The organism is Rhodococcus sp. 06-1474-1B (genome assembly GCF_002258885.1).
In the GTDB taxonomy this organism is placed as follows: domain Bacteria; phylum Actinomycetota; class Actinomycetes; order Mycobacteriales; family Mycobacteriaceae; genus Rhodococcoides; species Rhodococcoides fascians.
This window is the reverse complement of sequence record NZ_NOYR01000034.1, coordinates 286,441-306,508: the sequence shown is the minus strand read 5'-3', so window position 1 is coordinate 306,508 and position 20,068 is coordinate 286,441. Positions and strand designations below refer to the sequence as shown.

20 protein-coding genes and 1 pseudogene are annotated in these 20,068 nt (G+C 64.4%); 7 read left to right on the top strand and 14 right to left on the bottom strand.

The genetic code is table 11. The annotated features are described in order from the left end of the window. Positions 1-9 precede the first annotated feature (9 nt). Positions 10-1,083, top strand: coding sequence for an SDR family oxidoreductase (locus CH266_RS23295; protein WP_094716250.1), 1,074 nt, complete (start codon positions 10-12; stop codon positions 1,081-1,083). A 38-nt stretch (positions 1,084-1,121) separates the two neighbouring features. Here CH266_RS23295 and CH266_RS23290 read toward each other — a convergent pair whose 3' ends face one another. The 3 genes from CH266_RS23290 to CH266_RS23280 all read right to left on the bottom strand — a co-directional run bounded on the left by CH266_RS23290 (position 1,122) and on the right by CH266_RS23280 (position 4,711). Continuing rightward, positions 1,122-2,522, bottom strand: a complete 1,401-nt coding sequence (locus tag CH266_RS23290; protein ID WP_094716249.1) for a xylulokinase — start codon at positions 2,520-2,522, stop codon at positions 1,122-1,124. A 40-nt stretch (positions 2,523-2,562) separates the two neighbouring features. Then, positions 2,563-4,260 carry a SulP family inorganic anion transporter gene (locus CH266_RS23285; protein WP_094716248.1) on the bottom strand — a complete coding sequence of 566 codons (1,698 nt, stop codon included), beginning with the start codon at positions 4,258-4,260 and terminating at the stop codon, positions 2,563-2,565. Positions 4,261-4,366: 106 nt separating this feature from the next. After that, on the bottom strand, positions 4,367-4,711 hold the full coding sequence (locus CH266_RS23280; protein ID WP_027495297.1) for an ArsR/SmtB family transcription factor: 345 nt from the start codon (positions 4,709-4,711) through the stop codon (positions 4,367-4,369). A 115-nt stretch (positions 4,712-4,826) separates the two neighbouring features. On the opposite strand from CH266_RS23280, the gene CH266_RS23275 reads away from it, so the two are divergent. The 4 genes from CH266_RS23275 (at position 4,827) to CH266_RS23260 (ending at position 8,768) form a co-directional block, all read left to right on the top strand. Beyond that, positions 4,827-5,474 (top strand): TetR family transcriptional regulator, encoded by a 648-nt coding sequence (locus CH266_RS23275; protein WP_027495296.1) that lies wholly within the window; start codon positions 4,827-4,829, stop codon positions 5,472-5,474. 148 nt (positions 5,475-5,622) lie between these two features. Continuing rightward, complete coding sequence (locus CH266_RS23270; RefSeq protein WP_027495295.1) at positions 5,623-6,780, top strand: acyl-CoA dehydrogenase; 1,158 nt, start codon at positions 5,623-5,625, stop codon at positions 6,778-6,780. 5 nt (positions 6,781-6,785) lie between these two features. Next, a complete protein-coding gene (locus CH266_RS23265; RefSeq protein WP_303396117.1) occupies positions 6,786-7,634 on the top strand; it encodes a 3-hydroxybutyryl-CoA dehydrogenase in 849 nt (282 codons plus the stop codon). A 210-nt stretch (positions 7,635-7,844) separates the two neighbouring features. Then, positions 7,845-8,768 (top strand): glucose 1-dehydrogenase, encoded by a 924-nt coding sequence (locus tag CH266_RS23260; protein WP_080736605.1) that lies wholly within the window; start codon positions 7,845-7,847, stop codon positions 8,766-8,768. 79 nt (positions 8,769-8,847) lie between these two features. Here the strand turns inward: CH266_RS23260 and CH266_RS23255 are convergent, their stop codons facing one another. The 5 genes and pseudogenes from CH266_RS23255 to CH266_RS23235 form a co-directional block, all read right to left on the bottom strand. Beyond that, the gene (locus CH266_RS23255; protein ID WP_094716246.1) at positions 8,848-9,606 is read right to left on the bottom strand and encodes an SDR family oxidoreductase; all 759 of its coding nucleotides are present in this window, start codon (positions 9,604-9,606) and stop codon (positions 8,848-8,850) included. 68 nt (positions 9,607-9,674) lie between these two features. After that, positions 9,675-10,412 (bottom strand): lysophospholipid acyltransferase family protein, encoded by a 738-nt coding sequence (locus CH266_RS23250; protein WP_032390279.1) that lies wholly within the window; start codon positions 10,410-10,412, stop codon positions 9,675-9,677. Positions 10,413-10,427: 15 nt separating this feature from the next. Beyond that, positions 10,428-11,182 (bottom strand): annotated as a pseudogene (locus CH266_RS23245) (ABC transporter permease). Next, positions 11,179-12,162, bottom strand: a complete 984-nt coding sequence (locus CH266_RS23240) for an ATP-binding cassette domain-containing protein (RefSeq protein WP_094716245.1) — start codon at positions 12,160-12,162, stop codon at positions 11,179-11,181. The pseudogene CH266_RS23245 and the gene CH266_RS23240 overlap by 4 nt, the downstream one beginning before the upstream one ends. Positions 12,163-12,258: 96 nt before the next feature. Continuing rightward, positions 12,259-13,224: a lysophospholipid acyltransferase family protein gene (locus CH266_RS23235; protein ID WP_094716365.1), complete on the bottom strand. Its 966-nt coding sequence runs from the start codon at positions 13,222-13,224 to the stop codon at positions 12,259-12,261. 116 nt (positions 13,225-13,340) lie between these two features. On the opposite strand from CH266_RS23235, the gene CH266_RS23230 reads away from it, so the two are divergent. Beyond that, positions 13,341-14,744, top strand: a complete 1,404-nt coding sequence (locus tag CH266_RS23230) for a GntP family permease (RefSeq protein WP_094716244.1) — start codon at positions 13,341-13,343, stop codon at positions 14,742-14,744. A gap of 132 nt (positions 14,745-14,876) precedes the next feature. On the opposite strand, the gene CH266_RS23225 is transcribed toward CH266_RS23230, so the two are convergent. The 3 genes from CH266_RS23225 to CH266_RS23215 form a co-directional block, all read right to left on the bottom strand. Next, complete coding sequence (locus tag CH266_RS23225) at positions 14,877-15,344, bottom strand: GNAT family N-acetyltransferase (protein ID WP_032383338.1); 468 nt, start codon at positions 15,342-15,344, stop codon at positions 14,877-14,879. A gap of 149 nt (positions 15,345-15,493) precedes the next feature. Then, positions 15,494-15,739, bottom strand: coding sequence for a YdeI/OmpD-associated family protein (locus tag CH266_RS26075; protein WP_217901022.1), 246 nt, complete (start codon positions 15,737-15,739; stop codon positions 15,494-15,496). Positions 15,740-16,135: 396 nt separating this feature from the next. Continuing rightward, positions 16,136-17,092, bottom strand: coding sequence for a hypothetical protein (locus tag CH266_RS23215; RefSeq protein ID WP_094716243.1), 957 nt, complete (start codon positions 17,090-17,092; stop codon positions 16,136-16,138). Between the two features lie 129 nt (positions 17,093-17,221). Here CH266_RS23215 and CH266_RS23210 point away from each other — a divergent pair, with 129 nt between their 5' ends. After that, positions 17,222-17,704 (top strand): YdeI/OmpD-associated family protein, encoded by a 483-nt coding sequence (locus CH266_RS23210; protein ID WP_032382367.1) that lies wholly within the window; start codon positions 17,222-17,224, stop codon positions 17,702-17,704. A 15-nt stretch (positions 17,705-17,719) separates the two neighbouring features. Here CH266_RS23210 and CH266_RS23205 read toward each other — a convergent pair whose 3' ends face one another. The 3 genes from CH266_RS23205 to CH266_RS23195 form a co-directional block, all read right to left on the bottom strand. After that, complete coding sequence (locus tag CH266_RS23205) at positions 17,720-18,424, bottom strand: M50 family metallopeptidase (RefSeq protein WP_032369542.1); 705 nt, start codon at positions 18,422-18,424, stop codon at positions 17,720-17,722. A gap of 62 nt (positions 18,425-18,486) precedes the next feature. Continuing rightward, positions 18,487-19,443 (bottom strand): acyl-ACP desaturase, encoded by a 957-nt coding sequence (locus CH266_RS23200; RefSeq protein ID WP_032382366.1) that lies wholly within the window; start codon positions 19,441-19,443, stop codon positions 18,487-18,489. 130 nt (positions 19,444-19,573) lie between these two features. Then, positions 19,574-19,963 (bottom strand): GtrA family protein, encoded by a 390-nt coding sequence (locus CH266_RS23195; RefSeq protein ID WP_230591734.1) that lies wholly within the window; start codon positions 19,961-19,963, stop codon positions 19,574-19,576. Positions 19,964-20,068: the final 105 nt, after the last annotated feature.

Genomic DNA, 20,068 nt, shown 5'->3' with positions numbered 1-20,068 from the left:
CCGGATCCGATGACTACGAACACCACGCGCGCGTTGATCGTCGGTGCCACCGGCATTTCCGGGCAGGCGCTGTGCCGCGCAGCACTCGATGCAGGCTGGACCACCTACGGACTGAGTCGGAGCGGCAGTACCCCCGTCGACGGCGTCGTGCCGGTCGCGGCGGATCTGCTGGACCCGCAGTCCCTCGAGGACGCGCTGAAGGACGTCCGCCCCGAGGTCGTGTTCTTCACCGCGTGGATGAAGAAGGACTCCGAGCAGGAGAACATCGAGGTCAACTCGGCGACCCTCCGCAACGTGCTGAACGTTCTCGGTCCCCTCGATTCGGTGAAGCACGTCGCGCTGATGACCGGACTCAAGCACTACCTCGGCCCGTTCGATGCATACGGTGAGGCCGTGATGGCCGAGACGCCGTTCCACGAAACCGAGGACCGCCTCGACACGCCGAACTTCTACTACGCGCAGGAAGACGAACTGTTCGCCGGCGCAGACAAATACGGGTTCGGATGGAGTGTGCACCGCGCTCACACCGTCTCCGGTTTTGCCGTGGGCAACGCGATGAACATGATGCTGACGCTGTCCGTCTACGCGTCGATCTGCAAGGAACTGGGCGAGAAGTTCGTCTTCCCCGGTTCCGAGACCCAGTGGAACGGGCTCACCGACCTCACCGACGCCGACTTGCTCGCCGAGCAGATGGTCTGGGCCGCAACCGACGACAACGCACACAACGAGGCGTTCAACATCGCCAACGGTGACGTCTTCCGCTGGCGCTGGCTGTGGCCGCAGTTCGCCGAGCACTTCGGTGTCGAACCCGAAGGCTTCGACACCGAACCGCGTCCCCTCGAACCCCGCATGTCCGACGCGGCCGCGACGTGGAAGCGGATCGCCGAGAAGCACGATCTGGTGGAGAGCGACGTCTCACGGCTGGCGTCGTGGTGGCACACCGACGGTGACCTCGGCCGCGACATGGAATGCCTGACGGACATGAACAAGTCCAAGAAGGCCGGCTTCTTGGGCTCCCGCTCCACGCCCGATGCCATCGCCTCGGTGATCCAGCGTTACCGAGATGCGCGCCTGATTCCTTAGCGCGGCTGCGCCGCATGTGCGTGGAAACTCGACCCCTGCTACGAGTTTCCACTCACATGCGCGTAGCGCTCTCGCACCGCCGGCGTGGGGTCTGCTTCGTATGTCTTCGAGGTGGCCTGCGCCCAGGTCGGCGGCTCACTGGTCCCGGCCAAAGTCCACGCCGCCTGGCGCGCTGCCCCGTCGGCGACGTATTCACCGGGCTCGGGTACGGCCACCGGCACCCCGAGAATTGCCGGAGCCAAGGCTCGGAGAGCCGCTGACTTCGCACCGCCGCCGATGAGCAGCACACGCCGTACGTCCACTGCCTGTGCACGCAGGTAGTCGATACCGTCGGCCAATCCGCACAGCAGTCCTTCGACCGCAGCGCGCGCGAGATGGCCCGGAGTCGAATTGTTCAGCCGTAGTCCATGAATCGCACCGGACGCATCGGGGAGATTGGGCGTCCGCTCGCCCTCGAAGTACGGCACCATCACCACACCGTCGCTCGTCGTCGACAGAGCCAACCGCGACAACTCGTCGTGATCGACGCCCAGCATTCGCGCCGTCGCATCGAGGACGCGAGCCGCGTTGAGCGTGCACACCAACGGCAGCTGACGCCCGGTGGCGTCGGCGAATCCGGCGACCAGGCCCGAACCGTCGGCCGCGGCGGCGGTGGTCACCGCCGAGACGACGCCGGACGTGCCGATCGAGACCACCACATCACCGGGCTGCGCATCGAGGGCAAGCGCCGCCGCGGCATTGTCTCCGGTACCAGGGCCGATCAGCGCACCGGCGACAGTGCGGCCTATCGTCTCGTTCGGCGCTGCCACGCGGGGCAGCAGTGGGTTGCGGCCACGAAAGCCCAACTGCAACAGATCCGTTCGATACTCGTTCGTGGCCGCCGAGAAGTATCCGGTGCCGCTCGCATCGCCGCGATCGGTGGCCAAGGCGTCGAGCCCCGACGCGCCACCGAGCTGCCAGCCGATCCAATCGTGCGGAAGGCACACCGCCGCAGTGCGATCGGCGTTGTCGGGCTCGTTGTCGGCGAGCCACCGCAGCTTGGCGACGGTGATCGAGGCCAACGGAACCACGCCGACGGCGTCGGCCCAGGCCTGACCGCCGTCGCCACCGGTCTTCTCGCCGAGCTCCGCGATCAGATCCTCTGCCGCCTGGGCCGACCGAGTGTCGTTCCACAGCAATGCTTTACGGACTACGGATCCGTTGTCGTCGAGGCAGACCATGCCGTGTTGTTGCGCGCCGACCGACACCGCAGCGACATCGTCCAGCCCGCCGGCGGCGTCGACGGCCTCGTCGAGTGCTTCTTTCCACCGCTGCGGGTCGATCTCGGTGCCGTCGGGATGACCGGCGCGGCCGTGACGCACCAACTCCCCGGTGTCGGCATCGCGAACGAAAACCTTGCACGATTGGGTGGAAGAGTCGATTCCGGCAACGAGAGCCACGATGAGCTGGTCCTTTCGTACGCAAGTGTGACCTACGACCCTACCCGCGGGGAGTGGTCGCCTCGGTCACCAGCGTGCGTGCACAGGCGATGGCCTGCGGGGTGGTGTCGAAGACGTGTCGAGCGTCGTCGTCCTTGGTGGTGAACACCCCCAGGGCTGCGAGGGGACGCAGGTGCTCGGGCTTGGCACCGGAGATCAGGACGGTGATGTGTCGGTGTTCGAGTTCGGTGATGGTGTCCTTGAGAACCATGGCGCCGGTGGCGTCGATCGTGGTGACTCGGGACATGCGCAGGATCACCACCTTCACGTCCGAGACGTCGGCGAGTTCGAGCAGGAAGCTGTGCGCGGCACCGAAAAACAGCGCACCGTCGATGCGGTACGCGACGATGTGTTCCCGCAGCAGGTCTCCTTCTTCCTTCGAGACCGCATCGAGTGTGTTCAGGGGGACCTGCTCGACCGTGGCCGACCGCGCAATGGCCCGGAGAGCCAGGACGGCAGCGAACCCGACGCCGACCGCCACCGCCGTCACGAGATCGAAGGCCACCGTGACGAGGAAGGTCGCCGCCATCACCACGGTGTCCCCGCGGCCGGCGCGGGTGATCGCCCGGATGGACGCGGTCTCGACCATCCGCACGGTGGTTGCGAGCAGCACTCCGGCCAGGGCTGCAAGCGGGATATCGGCGACCAACCCGGCCGCGGAGTACATGATGACGGCGAGGATCACCGCGTGGGTGAGGGCCGCAAGCCTGGTGCGGGCACCGGATCGAACGTTGACTGCTGTCCGGGCGATCGCACCTGTGGCGGGAATGCCCCCGAACAGGGGTGCGGCGATGTTCGCAAGGCCCTGTCCGAACAATTCCCGGTCGGGGTTGTGGCGAGCGCCGACGCCCATCGAGTCCGCGGCGGTGGCGGACAGCAACGATTCCAGGGCAGCCAGAGCGGCGACGGCACACGCCGGGGCCAGCAACGCCGTCACGTCACCCAGGTGGAAAAAGCCCAGGCTCGGGGCGGACAACGACGACGGAATGGTGCCGATGCGGGCGATGTCCAGATCGAACAGCTGGGTGGCCACGGTAGCGGCAGCAACCGCGACCAACGAGAACGGGATCTTCGGTGCCAGGCGGCCGCCGACGAGCATGACGATCGCGACGGCGATCGCCACAGCGGGGGTGAGGATGCTCGCATGCGCGACAAACGAACGGGCGGCATCGAACGCGGACTGCCAGACCTTGTCACCTTCGGCGTCCGTGATACCCAGCGCCGACGGAACCTGTTGCAGTGCAATGACAACGGCGATGCCCGCGGTGAATCCTTCGATGACGGGCGCGGGCATGTACCGCACAGCTCGGCCGATTCCTGCTACCGCGAGCACCAACAGAATGATCCCGGCCAGCAGCCCGACCGCGAGCACTCCCGTCGGCCCGAATTCGGCGACGATCGGGACCAGCACCACCGTCATCGCACCGGTCGGACCCGATACCTGAAACCGTGAGCCACCGAATACCGCTGCCACGACTCCCGCGATGATGGCGGTGGTCAGTCCCGCCGCTGCACCCAGCCCGGTGCTGACTCCGAATCCGAGCGCGAGGGGCAGCGCCACCAGCGCCACGATGAGGCCGGCGAGAAGATCCGAACCGGGTGCGCGCAGCGCGGGCTTCCACTCGCTCCATCTGGGTAGAAGGGCGGAAACCGCCCTCAGGGCGTCGTTCGTGCGGGTGCGTTTCGTCGGTTCGGACATGCGACGCTTCCTGAAAGCTCATCGTTCTTGATCCAGTTGATTGCTAAGTTTAGCAAGTAATGAATCAGATGCGGAGAGATGATGCACACCTCCCTCGACGGTCAGCTCAGGTGCGCGATCCGGACTCGCCGTCCAGCAGTTCTACCTGGTTGGCCACCACGCCGGTCAATATCTCCCGGGCCACCACGAGGAGGTCCGCCACTTTCGGCGACGTCAGCGTGTACGACACCGACAACCCCTCCCGAGTGCCCTCGATGAGACCCGCGCGACGCAGAATCGACAGCTGCTGTGACAGATTCGCCGGCTCGATGCCCACCTCGGGCAGCATCTCGGACACTGCGTGTTCGCGTTCGCTCAACAGTTCCAGCACTCGAATACGCGCGGGATGAGCCAACGTCTTGAAGAAGTCGGCCTTCATTCTGTACAGCGGTCGACTCGAATCCGTGGCCATGACGTCCTTCCGCTTCGCCGAGCACTGCGAAGCAGGCTACTTGCGAACACTAGCAATCAGCCACCGAGAAGGACGACCTCAGTGCCCCTGCCGAAACTCCGCTACCTTCACTGGCATGCGCGGAGAACCCGAGGAATCCACCGACTTCAGGCTGACCGTGGCCACCGCGGCCCTGGATCTGTTCTCGGTCAAGGGCTACGACTCGACGACGGTGGACGACATCGCGGTGGCGGCCGGAATCTCGCGTCGAACGTTCTTCCGGCAGTTCCGCGCCAAGGAAGACGTCGTCTTCGCCGATCACGAGATTCTGCTCGAACAGGTCGGCGCTTTGCTCGCGTCCAACACCGGCGACCCATGGCAGGCCGTCTGCGATGCCGCCCAGTTGGTGTACGAGCGATTCTCGGACTGGAAAGAGATGTCGCGGCTGCGATATCAGGTGGTGCATCGAATTCCCGCCCTCCGCGATCGCGAGATCGTCACCGTGTTCCGCTACGACCGTCTCTTCGTCGAATATCTGCAGCGGGCGCTACCCGACCACCCTCATCTGGAGATCCTGCAGTTCTCCGCCTCGGTGACCGCGACCCACAACTACTTTCTACGACGGATGATTCGCGACGGCCTGCCCACGTCCGTCACCGACTTGCGCGCAGCGTTGGCGCAGGTCCGCGCCCAGTCCTCCGGAGACGTCGTGGTCGCGACATTCCCGCGGGGCACGTCCGTGAACACCGTCGCCGACGCGTTGGCCCGTCACCTTCCGGAGTGACACCCACCCAAGATGGCACTCAGTGCCGTCTTGGCGAGCCCCACCCTTGAATCGAGGCCGGTCCGGTCGTACACTGGGGTGAAGCTTGGCACTGAGTGCCCTTTGTGGGCAGTGCTGTACCCCCGACATCGCGAGGAGCGTGGCCGACATGGCCGGAAATCCCGACTTCGATCTCTACCAGTCACCCGAGGAGCACGAGGAGCTGCGAGCAGCGATCCGGGCCCTGTCGGAGAAGGAGATCGCCCCGTACGCCAAGGAGGTCGACGAGGACTCGCGCTTCCCGCAGGAGGCGCTCGATGCCCTCAACGCCTCTGGCTTCAACGCCGTGCACGTCCCCGAGGAATACGACGGTCAGGGTGCCGACTCGGTTGCCGCCTGCATCGTCATCGAAGAGGTCGCCCGCGTCTGCGGCTCGTCCTCACTGATTCCCGCCGTCAACAAGCTCGGCACGATGGGCCTCATCCTCAAGGGCTCCGAGGAGCTCAAGAAGCAGGTCCTGCCCTCGCTCGCAGGCGGCGCGATGGCGTCGTACGCACTGTCCGAACGCGAAGCCGGCTCCGACGCCGCCAGCATGCGGACCCGCGCGAAGGCCGACGGAGACGACTGGATCCTCAACGGCTCCAAGTGTTGGATCACCAACGGCGGCAAGTCCGACTGGTACACCGTCATGGCCGTCACCGATCCCGACAAGGGTGCCAACGGCATCAGCTCGTTCATCGTGCACAAGGACGACGAAGGATTCGTCGTCGGCCCCAAGGAGAAGAAGCTCGGCATCAAGGGTTCGCCCACCGCCGAGCTCTACTTCGAGAACTGCAAGATCCCCGGAGACCGCATTATCGGTGAGCCCGGTACCGGGTTCAAGACCGCGCTCGAGACTCTCGACCACACCCGGCCCACCATCGGTGCACAGGCCGTCGGCCTCGCTCAGGGCGCTCTCGACGCGGCGATCGCATACACCAAGGACCGCAAGCAGTTCGGCACGTCGATCTCGAGCTTCCAGGCCGTGCAGTTCATGCTCGCCGACATGGCAATGAAGGTCGAAGCTGCCCGCCTGATGGTTTACAGCTCCGCGGCACGCGCCGAGCGCGGCGAGAAGAACCTCGGATTCATCTCTGCCGCAGCGAAGTGCTTCGCCTCCGATGTAGCGATGGAGGTCACCACCGACGCCGTCCAGCTCTTCGGCGGTGCCGGCTACACCACCGACTTCCCCGTCGAGCGCATGATGCGCGACGCCAAGATCACGCAGATCTACGAGGGCACCAACCAGATTCAGCGTGTCGTCATGTCGCGGGCGCTGCTCAAATGAGCACCATCGAACTCGTAGGTGTCATCGGCGGCGGCACCATGGGTGCCGGTATCGCCGAAATGTGCGCCCGCTCCGGTAGCTCGGTGCTGATCCTGGAAACCAGCCAGGGCACCGCCGACGCCGCCGAAGCACGCCTGGACAAGTCGTTCGCACGGGCCGTCAAGTCCGGCCGCATCGACGCCGACGCGGCCGAGAAAGCCCGCGCCGCAATCTCGTTGACGCTCGATATCAACGATTTCGCGGACCGCGACCTCGTGATCGAGGCGGCACCGGAGATCGAATCGCTGAAGCTGGATCTGTTCGGCAAGCTCGATTCCATCGTCAAGCCCGAAGGAATCCTGGCGACGAACACCTCGTCGATCCCCGTCATCAAGATGGCCAACGCGACGAAGCGACCCGACCAGGTCGTCGGAGTGCACTTCTTCAACCCGGTGCCGGTACTGCCGTTGGTCGAAATCGTCGTCAGCCTCCTCACCAGCGAAGAGACCGTCGACGCCGTCACCGATTACGCGGCGAACACCCTGGGCAAGAAGACGATTCGTGCGGGCGACCGTGCGGGATTCATCGTCAACGCGCTGCTCATCCCCTACATGGTCTCGGCCATCCGGATGCTCGAATCCGGCTTCGCCAGCGCCGAGGACATCGACGACGGCATGGTCAACGGTTGCGCCCACCCCATGGGACCGTTGCGTCTGACCGACACCGTCGGCCTCGACGTCACCCTCGCGGTCGCAGAATCGCTGTACGCCGAATTCCGCGAGCCGCATTACGCTCCGCCGCCGCTGCTGCAGCGCATGGTGGACGCGGGAATGTTGGGTCGCAAGAGCGGCAAGGGTTTCTACATGTACTCCTAGCCCACAGCCTTGCTTTTCCGGCACGCCCCTCTTCTGGATCAATGCGGCATTCAGCTACTCCAAGTAGCTGAATGCCGCATTCATCCGTTGGCGGGGATGGTGTGAACTTGGGGGATGGCGTGAGCCAGGGAGAGACCCGACTCAGTTTGTTTGCGGGCGACTCTGGGCATTCGGCGTGGAGACGGAATCGAGCAGCAGGTTCCCCACGCAATGAATACCAGGTTCGGAGACGACCCCATCGTGAGTGATCAGTACACCTTCACCAATCCCGTCACGCAGTACCGCCAGGACGGATTCCCTGAGCAGCACCAGGATCCGCCCGGTCTCGCTGCCGATCTACAACCCCTGGCCGACCACGGCGAGCAGACGTACCGCGGGTCCGGACGGCTGACCGGCCGTAAGGCCCTGATCACCGGTGCCGACTCCGGCATCGGGCGTGCGGCCGCCATCGCCATTGCCCGCGAGGGTGCCGACGTGGTTCTCAACTACCTGCCGTCGGAGGAGAAGGACGCTCAGGACGTCGCCCAGCTGGTTCGCGACGCCGGTCGCACTGCCGTCCTGGCACCGGCAGATCTCACCGACGAGAAAGCTGCGCGCGCCCTCGTGCACACCGCCGTCGACGAGCTCGGCGGCCTGGACCTGTTGATCAACGTGGCAGGCAAGCAACAGTTCGTCGAGGATCTGGCGGATCTCACGTCGGAGCAGTTCGACCAGACCTTCAAAACCAATGTGTACGCACTGTTCTGGATCATTCAGGAAGCGGTGCCGCACATGCCTGCCGGCTCGACGATCGTGAACACCAGCTCCATCCAGGCGTACACACCCTCGCCCGGTCTGGTGGATTACGCGACGACGAAGATGGCCATCAACACCATCAGCAAGGCACTCGCGCAGCAGTTGGCACCGAAGGGAATTCGGGTCAATGTCGTTGCGCCCGGGCCGTTCTGGACTCCGCTGCAGGCCGCGGGCGGGCAGCCGACGTCGGCACTGCCGGAATTCGGCAAGGAAACCCCACTGGGCCGGGCAGGTCAGCCGGCCGAGATCGCCGGCGCGTACGTGTACCTGTCCTCAGCGGAATCGGGATACGTCACCGGAGACACCCTCAACGTCAACGGAGGAATGCCGACGCCGTAGTCGCCTTCGCGCTCTGCGTGAATGGACCATTCACACCCGTCCGGGCTCGTTAATGGTCCATTCACGCGTTCGGGAAACGTCAGTCCTTCGGGCCACCGGCTGCGTAGACGACCTGACCCGAGATGAATCCGGCACCCTCACTGACGAAGAACGACGCCAGGTGGGCGATATCGTCGGGATGTCCGACGCGGTTGACCGGAATCTGCGACGCCGCAGCAGCTTTGAAGTCGTCGAACGTCATTCCGACTCGCTCGGCGGTGGCTGCCGTCATCTCGGTTTCGATGAATCCGGGGGCGATGGCGTTGGCGGTGACGCCGAACTTGCCGAGCTCGATGGCGAGAGTCTTGGTGAATCCCTGCATGCCGGCCTTGGCCGCGGAGTAGTTAGCCTGACCGCGGTTGCCGAGGGCCGAGGTGCTCGACAGGTTGACGATGCGACCCCACTTGGCGTCGATCATGTGCTTCTGCACTGCACGCGTCATCAGGAACGAGCCGCGCAGGTGCACACCGAGCACGGAATCCCAGTCCTGCACCGTCATCTTGAACAGCAGGTTGTCGCGGGTGATGCCTGCGTTGTTGATCAGTACGGTCGGTGCACCGAACTCGCTCGCGATGCGGTCGACTGCAGTCTGCACCGACTCCTCGTCGGCCACGTTTGCGCCGATGGCCACGGCCTGGCCACCTGCGGCCTCGATCGCGCCGACGGTGTCGCTGCACGCGGCCTCGTCGAGGTCGACCACCGCGACGCCGAAACCGTCCTTGGCCAGTCGCTTGGCCACTGCTGCACCGATGCCCCGGGCACTACCGGTGACGATGGCCGTCTTGATCTGATCGCTCACGAATATCTCCTGACACAACGCCGAATCGAATTATCTGTCATCTGTTTCTACCAACCCCGGCGGCGCAGTCAGTACGCAGCCACCGCTCCGTCGAGTGCTTTCTGCATTCCCTCTGCCACCACACGGGTGATGTCGATCGGTTTCTGGGGCAGATCGGTGATGGGCGTATCGAAGTAGACGCTCGCCTGCTTCACTTTTGCCGAGCCGGGGCCGTAACTCAGTCCGATGCAGATCAACGTCGGTTCGACGCCGAGTTTGCGGGCCCGCATCGCGATGTGGCCGATTCCGCTGCCGACGTGTTGCACCGTCGTCGGGTCCTCGAGGTTGCAGGTGCCTTCCGGGAACACCGCGAGGTCGTCGCCGCGCTTCATTCTTTCGGCACTGATGTCCATCATGCGGTTGCCTGCCGCGCTGACTGCCCGCATCCCGTGATTCTTGCCGCGAAAGACGGGAATGCCGCCCATCATGTCGATTCGCTTGCGCTGCTTGGGGTCCTGGAACAATTCGTCCTTCGCGAGCACTCTGGTGCGCCCGATCACCGGACGCAGCGGCGACGCCCAGGCCGCCGCTGCGAGGGTGTACGGATCACTCTCGGTGAGGTGATTGACCGCGATGAGCAGACGCGTGTTGTCGTACACCAGACGCCGCAGCTCCTCCCGGGCACCGTCGGAATACGACACCCGCGGGCGGAAGCGCCGGGCGAGGGCGGCATACGCCAGCCTCGCAACCTGGCGATTCTGCTGATGACGCAGATAGAAGTCGTACACCGTCTCGTCGTTCTCGAGAATTACCGCAGGCCGCTCCATGACGCGAGCTTAGCCTCACTCGCGCGAGGAGCCCATAGCCCGGATCCCGACGACCAACCCGACCGCCGCGGTGGCTACGGCTGCGACGACACCTGCCATCACCGTCGAACTCGCGAAGTCTCCGGCGAACAGTGCACGTTCGGCGTCGACGAGATATCCGAGGGGGTTGATGTTCACCAGGAACTGCATCCACCCCGGGGCGGCCGTCAGCGGCAGCATCGTGCCGGAGAGGATGAGCAGCGGGAACATCAATGTCTGCTGGATGGACCAGAACACCCAATCCTGTCCGCGCACAGCCAAAGCCAACGCGTAGGACAGCGCGCCGAGCCCGACGCCGAACACCCCGAGCAGCACGATTCCCACCGCGGCACCGATCGGATTCACGGACAACCCCAGCGGCAATGCGACCAGAACGATCAACACAGCCTGCGCAGCGAGCGGCACCATTTCCTTGAACGCGCGCCCGACGAGCAGCGCCGATCGCGGCAACGGGGTCACCAACATTCGCTCGTGAGAACCCTGCTGCAACTCGGCCAGCAGATTCGAGCCCGTCATGGAGGTGCCGAAGATGGTGATCATCGCGAGAACACCCGGCACGAACCAGTCCCAGACACTTCCGTTGCCGAGACCGGGGACATCGGTGAGCAGTGGGCCGAACAGAGCGAGCAGGATCAGCGGTTGGACGAGACTGAAGATGACGGGAACGGATCGCGCACCATCGGCCGCAATTCCCGACCCATCACCAAAGCGCTTCCGGAGAGAACGTTCATCGGAGTTCTCCTGCCGTGCTCGAGTTGTCGAGTGCTGCGGCACTTTCTCGAAGACTACGGCCGGTGAGTCCGAGGAACACGTCGTCGAGAGTCGGTCGGGTCATGTCCGCGGTGAGTACTCGGACACCGTGTAACTCGCTCCGCCGCAACACTTCCGGGAGAACGACTTCGGCGCGTCCGACACGCAGGTTCAGCCGCGAACCCGATCTCGTGACATCTCTGATGCCGTCCATTCCGTCGAGAAGCGGAAGAAGCGCCGACGCGTCGGACACGGTGAGAACGATCAGATCGCCTGCCAGTTCCGATTTCAGCGACGCGGCAGTGTCATCGGCGATGACGGTTCCGTGGTCGACGACGATGACCCGCTCGGCCATCGAATCGGCCTCGTCGAGGTAGTGGGTGGTCAGAACGATGGTCGTGCCCATCTCGCGTCGCAGCCGGAGGATGTGATCCCACAGGTTGGCCCGACTCTGCGGGTCCATTCCGGTGGTCGGCTCGTCGAGGAACAACAGTGCCGGTCGGTGCACCAGCCCCAGGGCGATATCGAGTCGGCGACGCTGTCCACCGGAGAGCGTCGAGACGGTGCGCGAGCGCAGTTCGCCGAGTTCGAGTGCGTCGATCAATTCGTCTGCGCGAGTTCGTGATCGGTGACGAGTCATGCCGTAGCACAGGCCTTGCACGACGAGTTCGTCGCGCACGCGCTGATTGTGTCCCGCGCCGTTGCCCTGCCCAACGTAGCCGAGACTGCGGCGGACACTATCCCGGTCCCGGCCCACGTCGAACCCCGCGATCCGGGCCGAGCCCGACGTCGGCGCGAGCAGCGTGGTCAGCATTCGAAGCGTGGTCGACTTGCCTGCACCGTTGGGGCCGAGGAGAGCGACCAGCTCTCCCTCACCGATCGTCAGATCGATGCCGCGCACCGCCTCCACGGTCTTCTTGCCCTGCCGAAAAGTCTTGGTCAATCCCGATGTTTCGATCATCTCGTGCGCCCCTCGTCGTATCGGTGAATCCGTACGAGAGGAGACGCTAGAAACGATCGCGGTCAGCTACGGTCCGCGATGCCCGGCGCGAGCGAACTAGCCGAACACTGGGAACTTGCGCTTGCTGGCGAGCTCGTCCATGCCGGCCTGAATACTGGCGCGGACCTCGTCGTATTTCGCGTCGACGTACGCCTCGTCGTCACAGCGCGACGGATCGTGGTCGAGCTCGACCGGAGGCATGAACCGGGTTCGGATCTTGGCGGGCAACGGAATCTGCGGCAGCGCGGCAGGCGCGATGATCCACGGCAGCGAGATGGCGATGGGAAAGACCTTCAGGCGCGCAAACCTGTCCAGTCCGAGCGCTTTTGCGAGCTTGTCGCCTCGAATGAGCACCGGCATGGCGTCGGCCCCGCCCACGGTCGCCACCGGCACGATGGGCACACCCATCCGGATCGCAAGCTTGACGAAACCGGTACGACCACCCAGTGTCGCCTCGTCACGCTTGCTCCACGGCCGCAGCGAATCGACCTCACCACCGGGCCACACGATCACGTCTCGGCCCTCGGCCAATGCGGTCGACATCGAGTCCGGAGCCGCCGGCAACACACCCATGGATCGAAAGACCTTGCCGATCAACGGAAATGCCATCAGCGCGTCGTGCGCAGTGCCGTGCAGGATTCGCTTGTCGCCGAAATGCCGCCACCACTGCGCACCCACCGTCCACGCGTCCCACACGAACGGCGCACCCGAATGCACTCCGACGACGAGAACCGGCGACTCGGGAATCGTCTCCCAACCGTCGATCTCCATCCGGAAGTAGCGATCCATCACCCCGTTCCAGAGCTTCTGCTGACGGTCCATCGCCACGGTGTTCTGATCGTCGAGATCCCAATTTCCTGCGCGGTCGGCGACCACGGACCCGAGGCCACCCGACGCCTTCGCGCGTCGCTCCTTCATCTTCAGCCGGGCCGCTGCGGCATAGCGCTGCGCTTGCTCGCGTAGAGCGTCCTTCGAAGGCTTGTCGGAGCTGTCCCCACCCACTACGTGATCCCCATCACTCATACCCGCACGGTACTCCACCACGAACTCCAGGTCCGACGGCCGTGCTCGGTATCCCCGCGCGGGCACTGAGCTGTCCGTTATGGTCGAATCTCCAGCCGAGTGAACGAGGTACACAGATGGATCCGATCGAACCGGCGTACGGGACGACTCCCCTACTCCTGATCGCCGCAGCAGCCGTCGCAGTTCTGCTGTTCCTGATCATGAAGGTGAAACTGCACGCCTTCGTCTCGCTGGTTCTGGTCAGCGCCGTCACCGCCGTCGCAGCGGGGATCCCACTGGCAGACGTGCCGTCGGCATTGCTCTCGGGCTTCAGTTCCACCCTCGGTTCGGTCGCTCTACTCGTCGCCCTGGGCGTGATGGTCGGCCGACTGCTCGAAATCACCGGTGGCGCTCAAGTATTGGCCGATACTCTGATCAACCGATTCGGAGCCAAGCGCGCACCGCTCGCCCTCGGTGTCGCCGCGCTGATCTTCGGCTTCCCCATCTTCTTCGACGCCGGACTCGTCGTCTTCCTACCGATCATCTTCACAGTTGCCAAGCGCTTCGGCGGGTCGGTGCTGCTGTACGCACTGCCGACCGCAGGCGCGTTCGCCGCGATGCACGCCATCGTTCCCCCGCACCCCGGTCCCGTCGCCGCCACGGAACTCCTCGGCGGAGATATCGGTTCGGTGCTTCTCGTCGGCGTCCCCGTCGCAGTCGTCTCCTGGTTCGTCGGCTCCTACCTGGTCGGTACCCAGCTCGGCAAACGATTCGTCACCGCGCCTGCCGACCTCTTCGCCGACGGCGCAGCCAACTCCGAAGAACACGACAAAGAGATGGCCGGCCTCCGCGACCCGGCCCCCAAGTTCGGTGCGGTGCTGTTCATTCTGTTGACACCGCTCGTACTGATCTCGCTCAACACCGTGGTCAACACTCTGACCACCTCGGGTGTGCTGACCGGAGACGAGACCTGGGCAGCGGCCCTGACTCTCATCGGGCAGACGCCCATCGCGCTGCTCATCACCTTGCTGTTGGCCCTGTTCATCCTCGCGCCCGGACGATTCCCCGTCGCCGACGGTGCCAAGTACATGGACCAGGCCCTCGGTCCGATCTGCTCGATCATCCTGATCACCGGTGCCGGCGGCATGTTCGGCGGAGTACTTCGGGCCAGTGGCATCGGCCAGTCTCTGACCGCCTCGTTGTCCGATCTCGGACTGCCGATCCTGTTGCAGGCCTTCCTGATCGCCACCGCGCTACGCGTGGCGCAGGGTTCGGCCACCGTCGCCTTGACCACCACCGCCGGGCTGATCTCGGTCCAGGTCGCCGAGCTCGATCTGAGCAATTTCAAGATCGCGCTGTTGGTGTTCGCACTGGCCGCCGGAGCCACCGTGCTCTCCCACGTCAACGACTCCGGCTTCTGGCTCGTCAGCCGCTTCTTCGGCATGGACGAGAAGACGACACTGAAAACCTGGACCGTCATGGAAACGACACTGGGACTGGCGATATTCGCCCTCGCGTCGCTGCTGTGGGTGGTGTTCTAGCGGGGTTCGGCCACAACCAGCACGGCCGCTACACCGGATGTATGTCGTCGAACGTCGGTACGACGAGCTCGGGCATCGGCGCGACCTTCCACCAGCTCACGGCCATCCCGACAGGCCAAGAACTGAGGGGGGTCAGAGCTGCTTGCGCATCTTCACACTCGTGGTTTCATATCCGGCTGACTCGTACATCCCGCGCGCGACCGCGTTGAAACCGAACACGCTCAGTCCCAGCGTCCGCGCGCCCTCCGCCCGTGCATGGTCTTCGGCGAGCTGCATCGCTGCTCGCCCATAGCCCTGGCCACGGTGCTCCGGCTCGACTACGACATCCCACACCCACCACGAGCTGGCGTCGTCCGAGTTGTCGCGACCGATCCAGAGGTACCCGACAATCTGGCCGCTATCGTCGACGAGGTCGAACACAGTGTTGTTCGGGGTGGGAGCACCCGCTGAGAAAGCACGCTCGATGGCATTACTGGAGTGCTCTTCAGCGGCGCGCGGCGTCTCACCTGTAGCGATCAGGTCCGTCTTGTACTCGCTTTGGCTCCGTTTCAGCCATGCGGGAAACCGTTGAAGAGGGATCGGGACGAGTGTGAGCGACATGTCGCCAGTCTGACAGCGGTCTCCTGCCGACCCTCGACAGGTATGACCGACACGCCCTAGCCCTACTCGCCGACCGAGGCACGACGCCGATTGCTGGACATACTCTTTCGAGAGATCGCTTCGCTCGTGACAGTCGGCGACCCCGGCTGCTATCGTCCGTCGCGCTTGGGTTGCCATCGAGCTGCGCGCTCGCCGATCGATGCGAGCCGAGCAGTCTCGTGCACACGAGCGGCTCGGGTCTCGGGCCGCTTGGCGGTCACGATCCACTCCAGAATCCCCCGACGCGCGGACGGTGGAAACTGGTTCCAGTTGTCCTCCGCATCAACGTGTTCGGCGAAGCAGCCGCAAGGTCGTCGGGAACGATCAGCTCCTCGACCTCGTCGAGTACGGTCCATGATCCATTGGCGACTGCAGCCTCGACGGCGCGCTCCCCCGCCGGAAGCATCAGGCCCGCTTCACGAAGGGCCTCGATGCGGATCTTGTTCGGACGGGACCATGCACTCGCGGGTTTCCGGGGCGAGAAATACAACATGGTGCGCTCGTCGTCGAGCTTGCGCGGTCGGCTGTCGACCCACCCCACCGCGAGTGCTTCTGTGACGGCGTCGTCGTAACTGATCGCCGGTTTTCCAGTGGCCTTCTTCCACGACACCAGCCACACGAATTCCGTTGTTCCGTGATGTGCGATCAGCCATGTCCGCCACTGGGCACGTGTCTCGGCATGCACCCTCGGTGCGTCGTCCATGACGGCCATGCGTACCCCTTCGTTCGTCGGCAGCAGTACAGCGCTCGTCTCACTCGTCGGCTTCGAACACGCATCCCCCGGATGGAAGCTCCAGGACGATGACGTCGTGGTCCTCTCCGGTGACGATCGCGGTGAAGATGACCTCCGCACCGTCCATCGACACCCACCAATTCATGTTGGCACCGCGCACACGCGGCACTTGCCGATACACCGCTCGGGCGTCCTCGACCACGGCCTGCGGATGCAGCCTCCGAGCGGTCTCGATGACGGTGCGACGAACATGGTCGAGATCGATCAGGTCGTCGTCATCCGACAGTTGCGACGGACGAAAGTCGATGAGTGCGAAAGGTATTCGGATGACAGGGAGCACCGCCGCATGTGCCATCGATTCGTCGGAAAACTCGGGGTCACGCCACTCGAGCACACCGTCCTCGAACGCGGGCGTCATCTCCCCGAGCGCTGATCCGGCCTCGACGCTGCGGTGGACCGCTGCGATGTGTTCGGTCACGGAATCGAACCACGGTGCGCCCCCGTCCGCCGCCTCGGCCGAGAACATCCGAACACAGCCGCGCCGTCGACCCGGGCGTGTGTCGGTGTAGGTCAGTCCGAAGATGCCCTCGGCGAACGGGACATAGGCGGGGAGAAACATTTCGGCCGTCTCACCTGCATCCTGAGCGCGGACGACGGCCGGCCAATCATCGCCCAAGTAATCGATGCGGTGCCGGTTCGCGAGATTGTTCCTGTGCTGACGGACCACCTCGTCGAGCGAGAGAAGATTCGCGTCCGGCAACACCGAACCGACCGGGACGTAGTCCTCACCCTGCGGAACGTGCTGCCCGTCGTGCAGTTCGTAGAACTCGCGTAGTTCCTCGGTCCACGGCGTTGTCGCACGTTCCGCAGACTCTCGCTCGCCCGCGGTTCGCGGCGGCCGAATCGACGCAGCAGTGATGGGCGCACGTTCACGAAGCGTCGCCATGTACGCGGTCCATACCGCGGTGAGGTTCACGACTCGAACCTAATGGGTCTCGATCGGCGAGGGGGTTCGATACGGGTCTCCTTTCCGCGGAGATCACTCGATATGCTGCTGTCTCAGGCGAAATTCCCCCCAGCGGCGTATCGACGATGCGAGGCAATCGTGAGTGACCGCATTCGGTTCGACGGAGTGCTCGAGCCGTTGACGTGGGGCAAGAACACATACACGATCATTCGTGTTCCGACTCGATTGGTCGAGGCCGCGGGGCGGTGGCCGACTCATCGGATCGACGGTTCGATCGACGGACTGAGTCTCAATCTCGGTCTCAACAAAGCAGATTCGACTGTGCTGTCCGGGTCGTTCGTCTACGTCGGTGCAGGTCTCCAGCGTCGGTTGGGCGTCGCTGCCGGTGATCTGGTGTCGTGCGAATTCGAACCGGCCGACCCCGATCTCGTTCCGGTGCCAGAGGATCTGGCGTGTGCAATGGAAGACGCGAGCTGCACGACCGTATGGGAGCGGAAGAGAGCGAGCGACCGGCGTCGGTTGTTGGTGCCGATCGACAATGCTGCGCGACCGCAGACCCGAGCAGAGCGCATCACGCGACTGGTGAGTTCGTTGACGGAAAGTGAACAGACGGAGGGCTGACACCAAGGCCGGTCGTCACTGCACCGGAACGAGGATTCTCCACGCCCCCAGTGCGAGTGCGCCGACGGTGACGACGAGAAACAGTCCGACCCAGACGATGCCGGGCAGGAATGTGAGCCGAGCCAGTTGATCGGCGTCGGAGTCCCGCGCCCGTCCGGCGCTTCGGGATTTCTGCAGTTCGAGAACGGGGCGCGGACCGGCGATCAGCAGGAAGAACGTGATGAAGTACGCCGCAGCGACCTGTTGTTCCCCGGTACCCCACCAGGACACGACGAACAGCAGCCCACCGACGGTGACGAGAGACAGCAGTCCGTAGATATTTCGAATCATCAACAGCATCAACGCAATCGAGATGATGCCGATCCACAGCACGGCCGACGCTCGCTGTGTACCCAGTACCAGAGCGGCTCCGAGTCCGAGAAGCGACGGCCCGACGTAGCCCGCAAAAGTCATGGCGATGACACCGAGACCGGTGGGCTTGCCCTTGGAGATCGCGACGCCGGAAGTATCCGAATGCAGCCGAAGACCCATCAACTGACGCCCGGTGATCAACGCGACGAACAGATGCGCACCCTCGTGCGCGATGGTCACCACGTTGCGTGCAATCCGCCAGGTCTGCGGCAACACGACGATGACGAGCGCCGCCAGGGCAGCCACTTGGACGATCCACACGGGTGGATCAGGACTCACCGCGGAAATGCGGTCCCAGAATTCGTTCACACCACACCCTATGTGAGCGGAACTTCGTAGCAGACTACGAAGTTCCGCTCACATGGGTCACCTCAGGACGCGCGCGCCTCGGCCCTGGCGCGTTCGCGGGCCAGCGAGCGATCTCGCATCTCCTCGAACTTGGTGGCCTGGCGTTCGAGGTCTTCGAGGAACGCGGCGAGCTCCTCGCGCTTGTTCTCACCGCGTGCGGTGAAGTCGTTGCGCTCGAACACTTGCCACTTGCGCAGCACGGGCCAGACGACGTCTTCGAGGTGCTGACGCAGGTCGTAGATGCCGTGCTTGGCCATCAACACACCGTTGCGACGGAAGTTCGGCATGCCGGCACCGGGCATGACGAAGTTCGTCACGATGTCCGAGACGGCCTGCAACGTCTGATCCGGCGAGATGTCCATCGCTGCGCCGGTGATGTTGCGGTAGAAGATCATGTGCAGGTTCTCGTCGGCGGCGATGCGCTGGAGCATGCGGTCGGCGATCGGGTCGTCACAGACCTTGCCGGTGTTGCGGTGCGAGACACGGGTCGCGAGTTCCTGGAACGTCACGTACGCCACCGAGTGCAACAGACCGACCCCTGCGCCGGCGGGCGACGCGTAACCGTTGGTCATGTGAATCATGCGGGCTTCTTCGAGGGCGACGGGATCGACGCCGCGGGTGACGACCAGGTAGTCGCGCATGACGATGCCGTGGCGGTTCTCCTCGGCGGTCCAGCGGCCGACCCACGTTCCCCAGGCACCGTCCTGGGAGAAGTTCTCGGCGATCTCACGGTGGTAGGACGGCAGATTGTCCTCGGTGAGCAGGTTGGTGATCATCGCGGCCTGCGCGACGTCGGAGAGCTTGGACTGCTCCGGGTCGTAGTCCGTGCCGCCGAGCGCGGCGAAGTTGCGGCCTTCGTCCCACGGCACGTAGTCGTGGGGATGCCATTCGCGCGCCATCGAAATGTGACGGTTCACATTGTCCTCGGCAGTGGGCACCAGCTCCTGCAGAAGCTCGAGCTGTGTCAGATCCCTGGCCATTCGACATGCCTCCTCGCATTGACGTCAGCTCACGAGCCTAGGTCTATACGGGCGACGATCACGAAGCCTCGCCGAAACTCTGTTACAGGTAGCAACCGATCTTCGACACCGGTCGTGCTCTGTCACAGCATCACGAGTGAGCCGCTTCCATTCCGGGGAGGCTCGGCGAGCGGAACACCCATCCGCGAAGGGCGAGGAATCGAGCGGCACCGACCAGACCGCTGACGGCGATCACAGCCAGAACTTGAACGTACGTGGCGGCGGCGGGAACGAGGAGGTGGACTGCGGCCAGCGCGGCGGTACTCAGACCCAGCCCGATCAGGGCGAGTCCTCCCGCTTCCCACTGGGTCTGGAACCAGCCGACGCGGTCGGCGGCGTGGAAGGTGTGGCGACGGTGCAACTCGTTGGCAAGAACGGTGCTCGCCGACGCTCCCGCCAGATTGGCGGGGAAAGATCCGAACGACGCGAGAGCGACGAACAGCAGTGCGTAGACGCCGTTGCTCGATAGCCCGACTATCACGAAACGAGCGAACTGGGCCGGCACAGTCTCACCGAACAGGCGTGCCCTGCAGTCGGGCTCCGTAGGCGCTGACAGTGCTGTGCTCACGAGGTCTCCAGTTGTAGA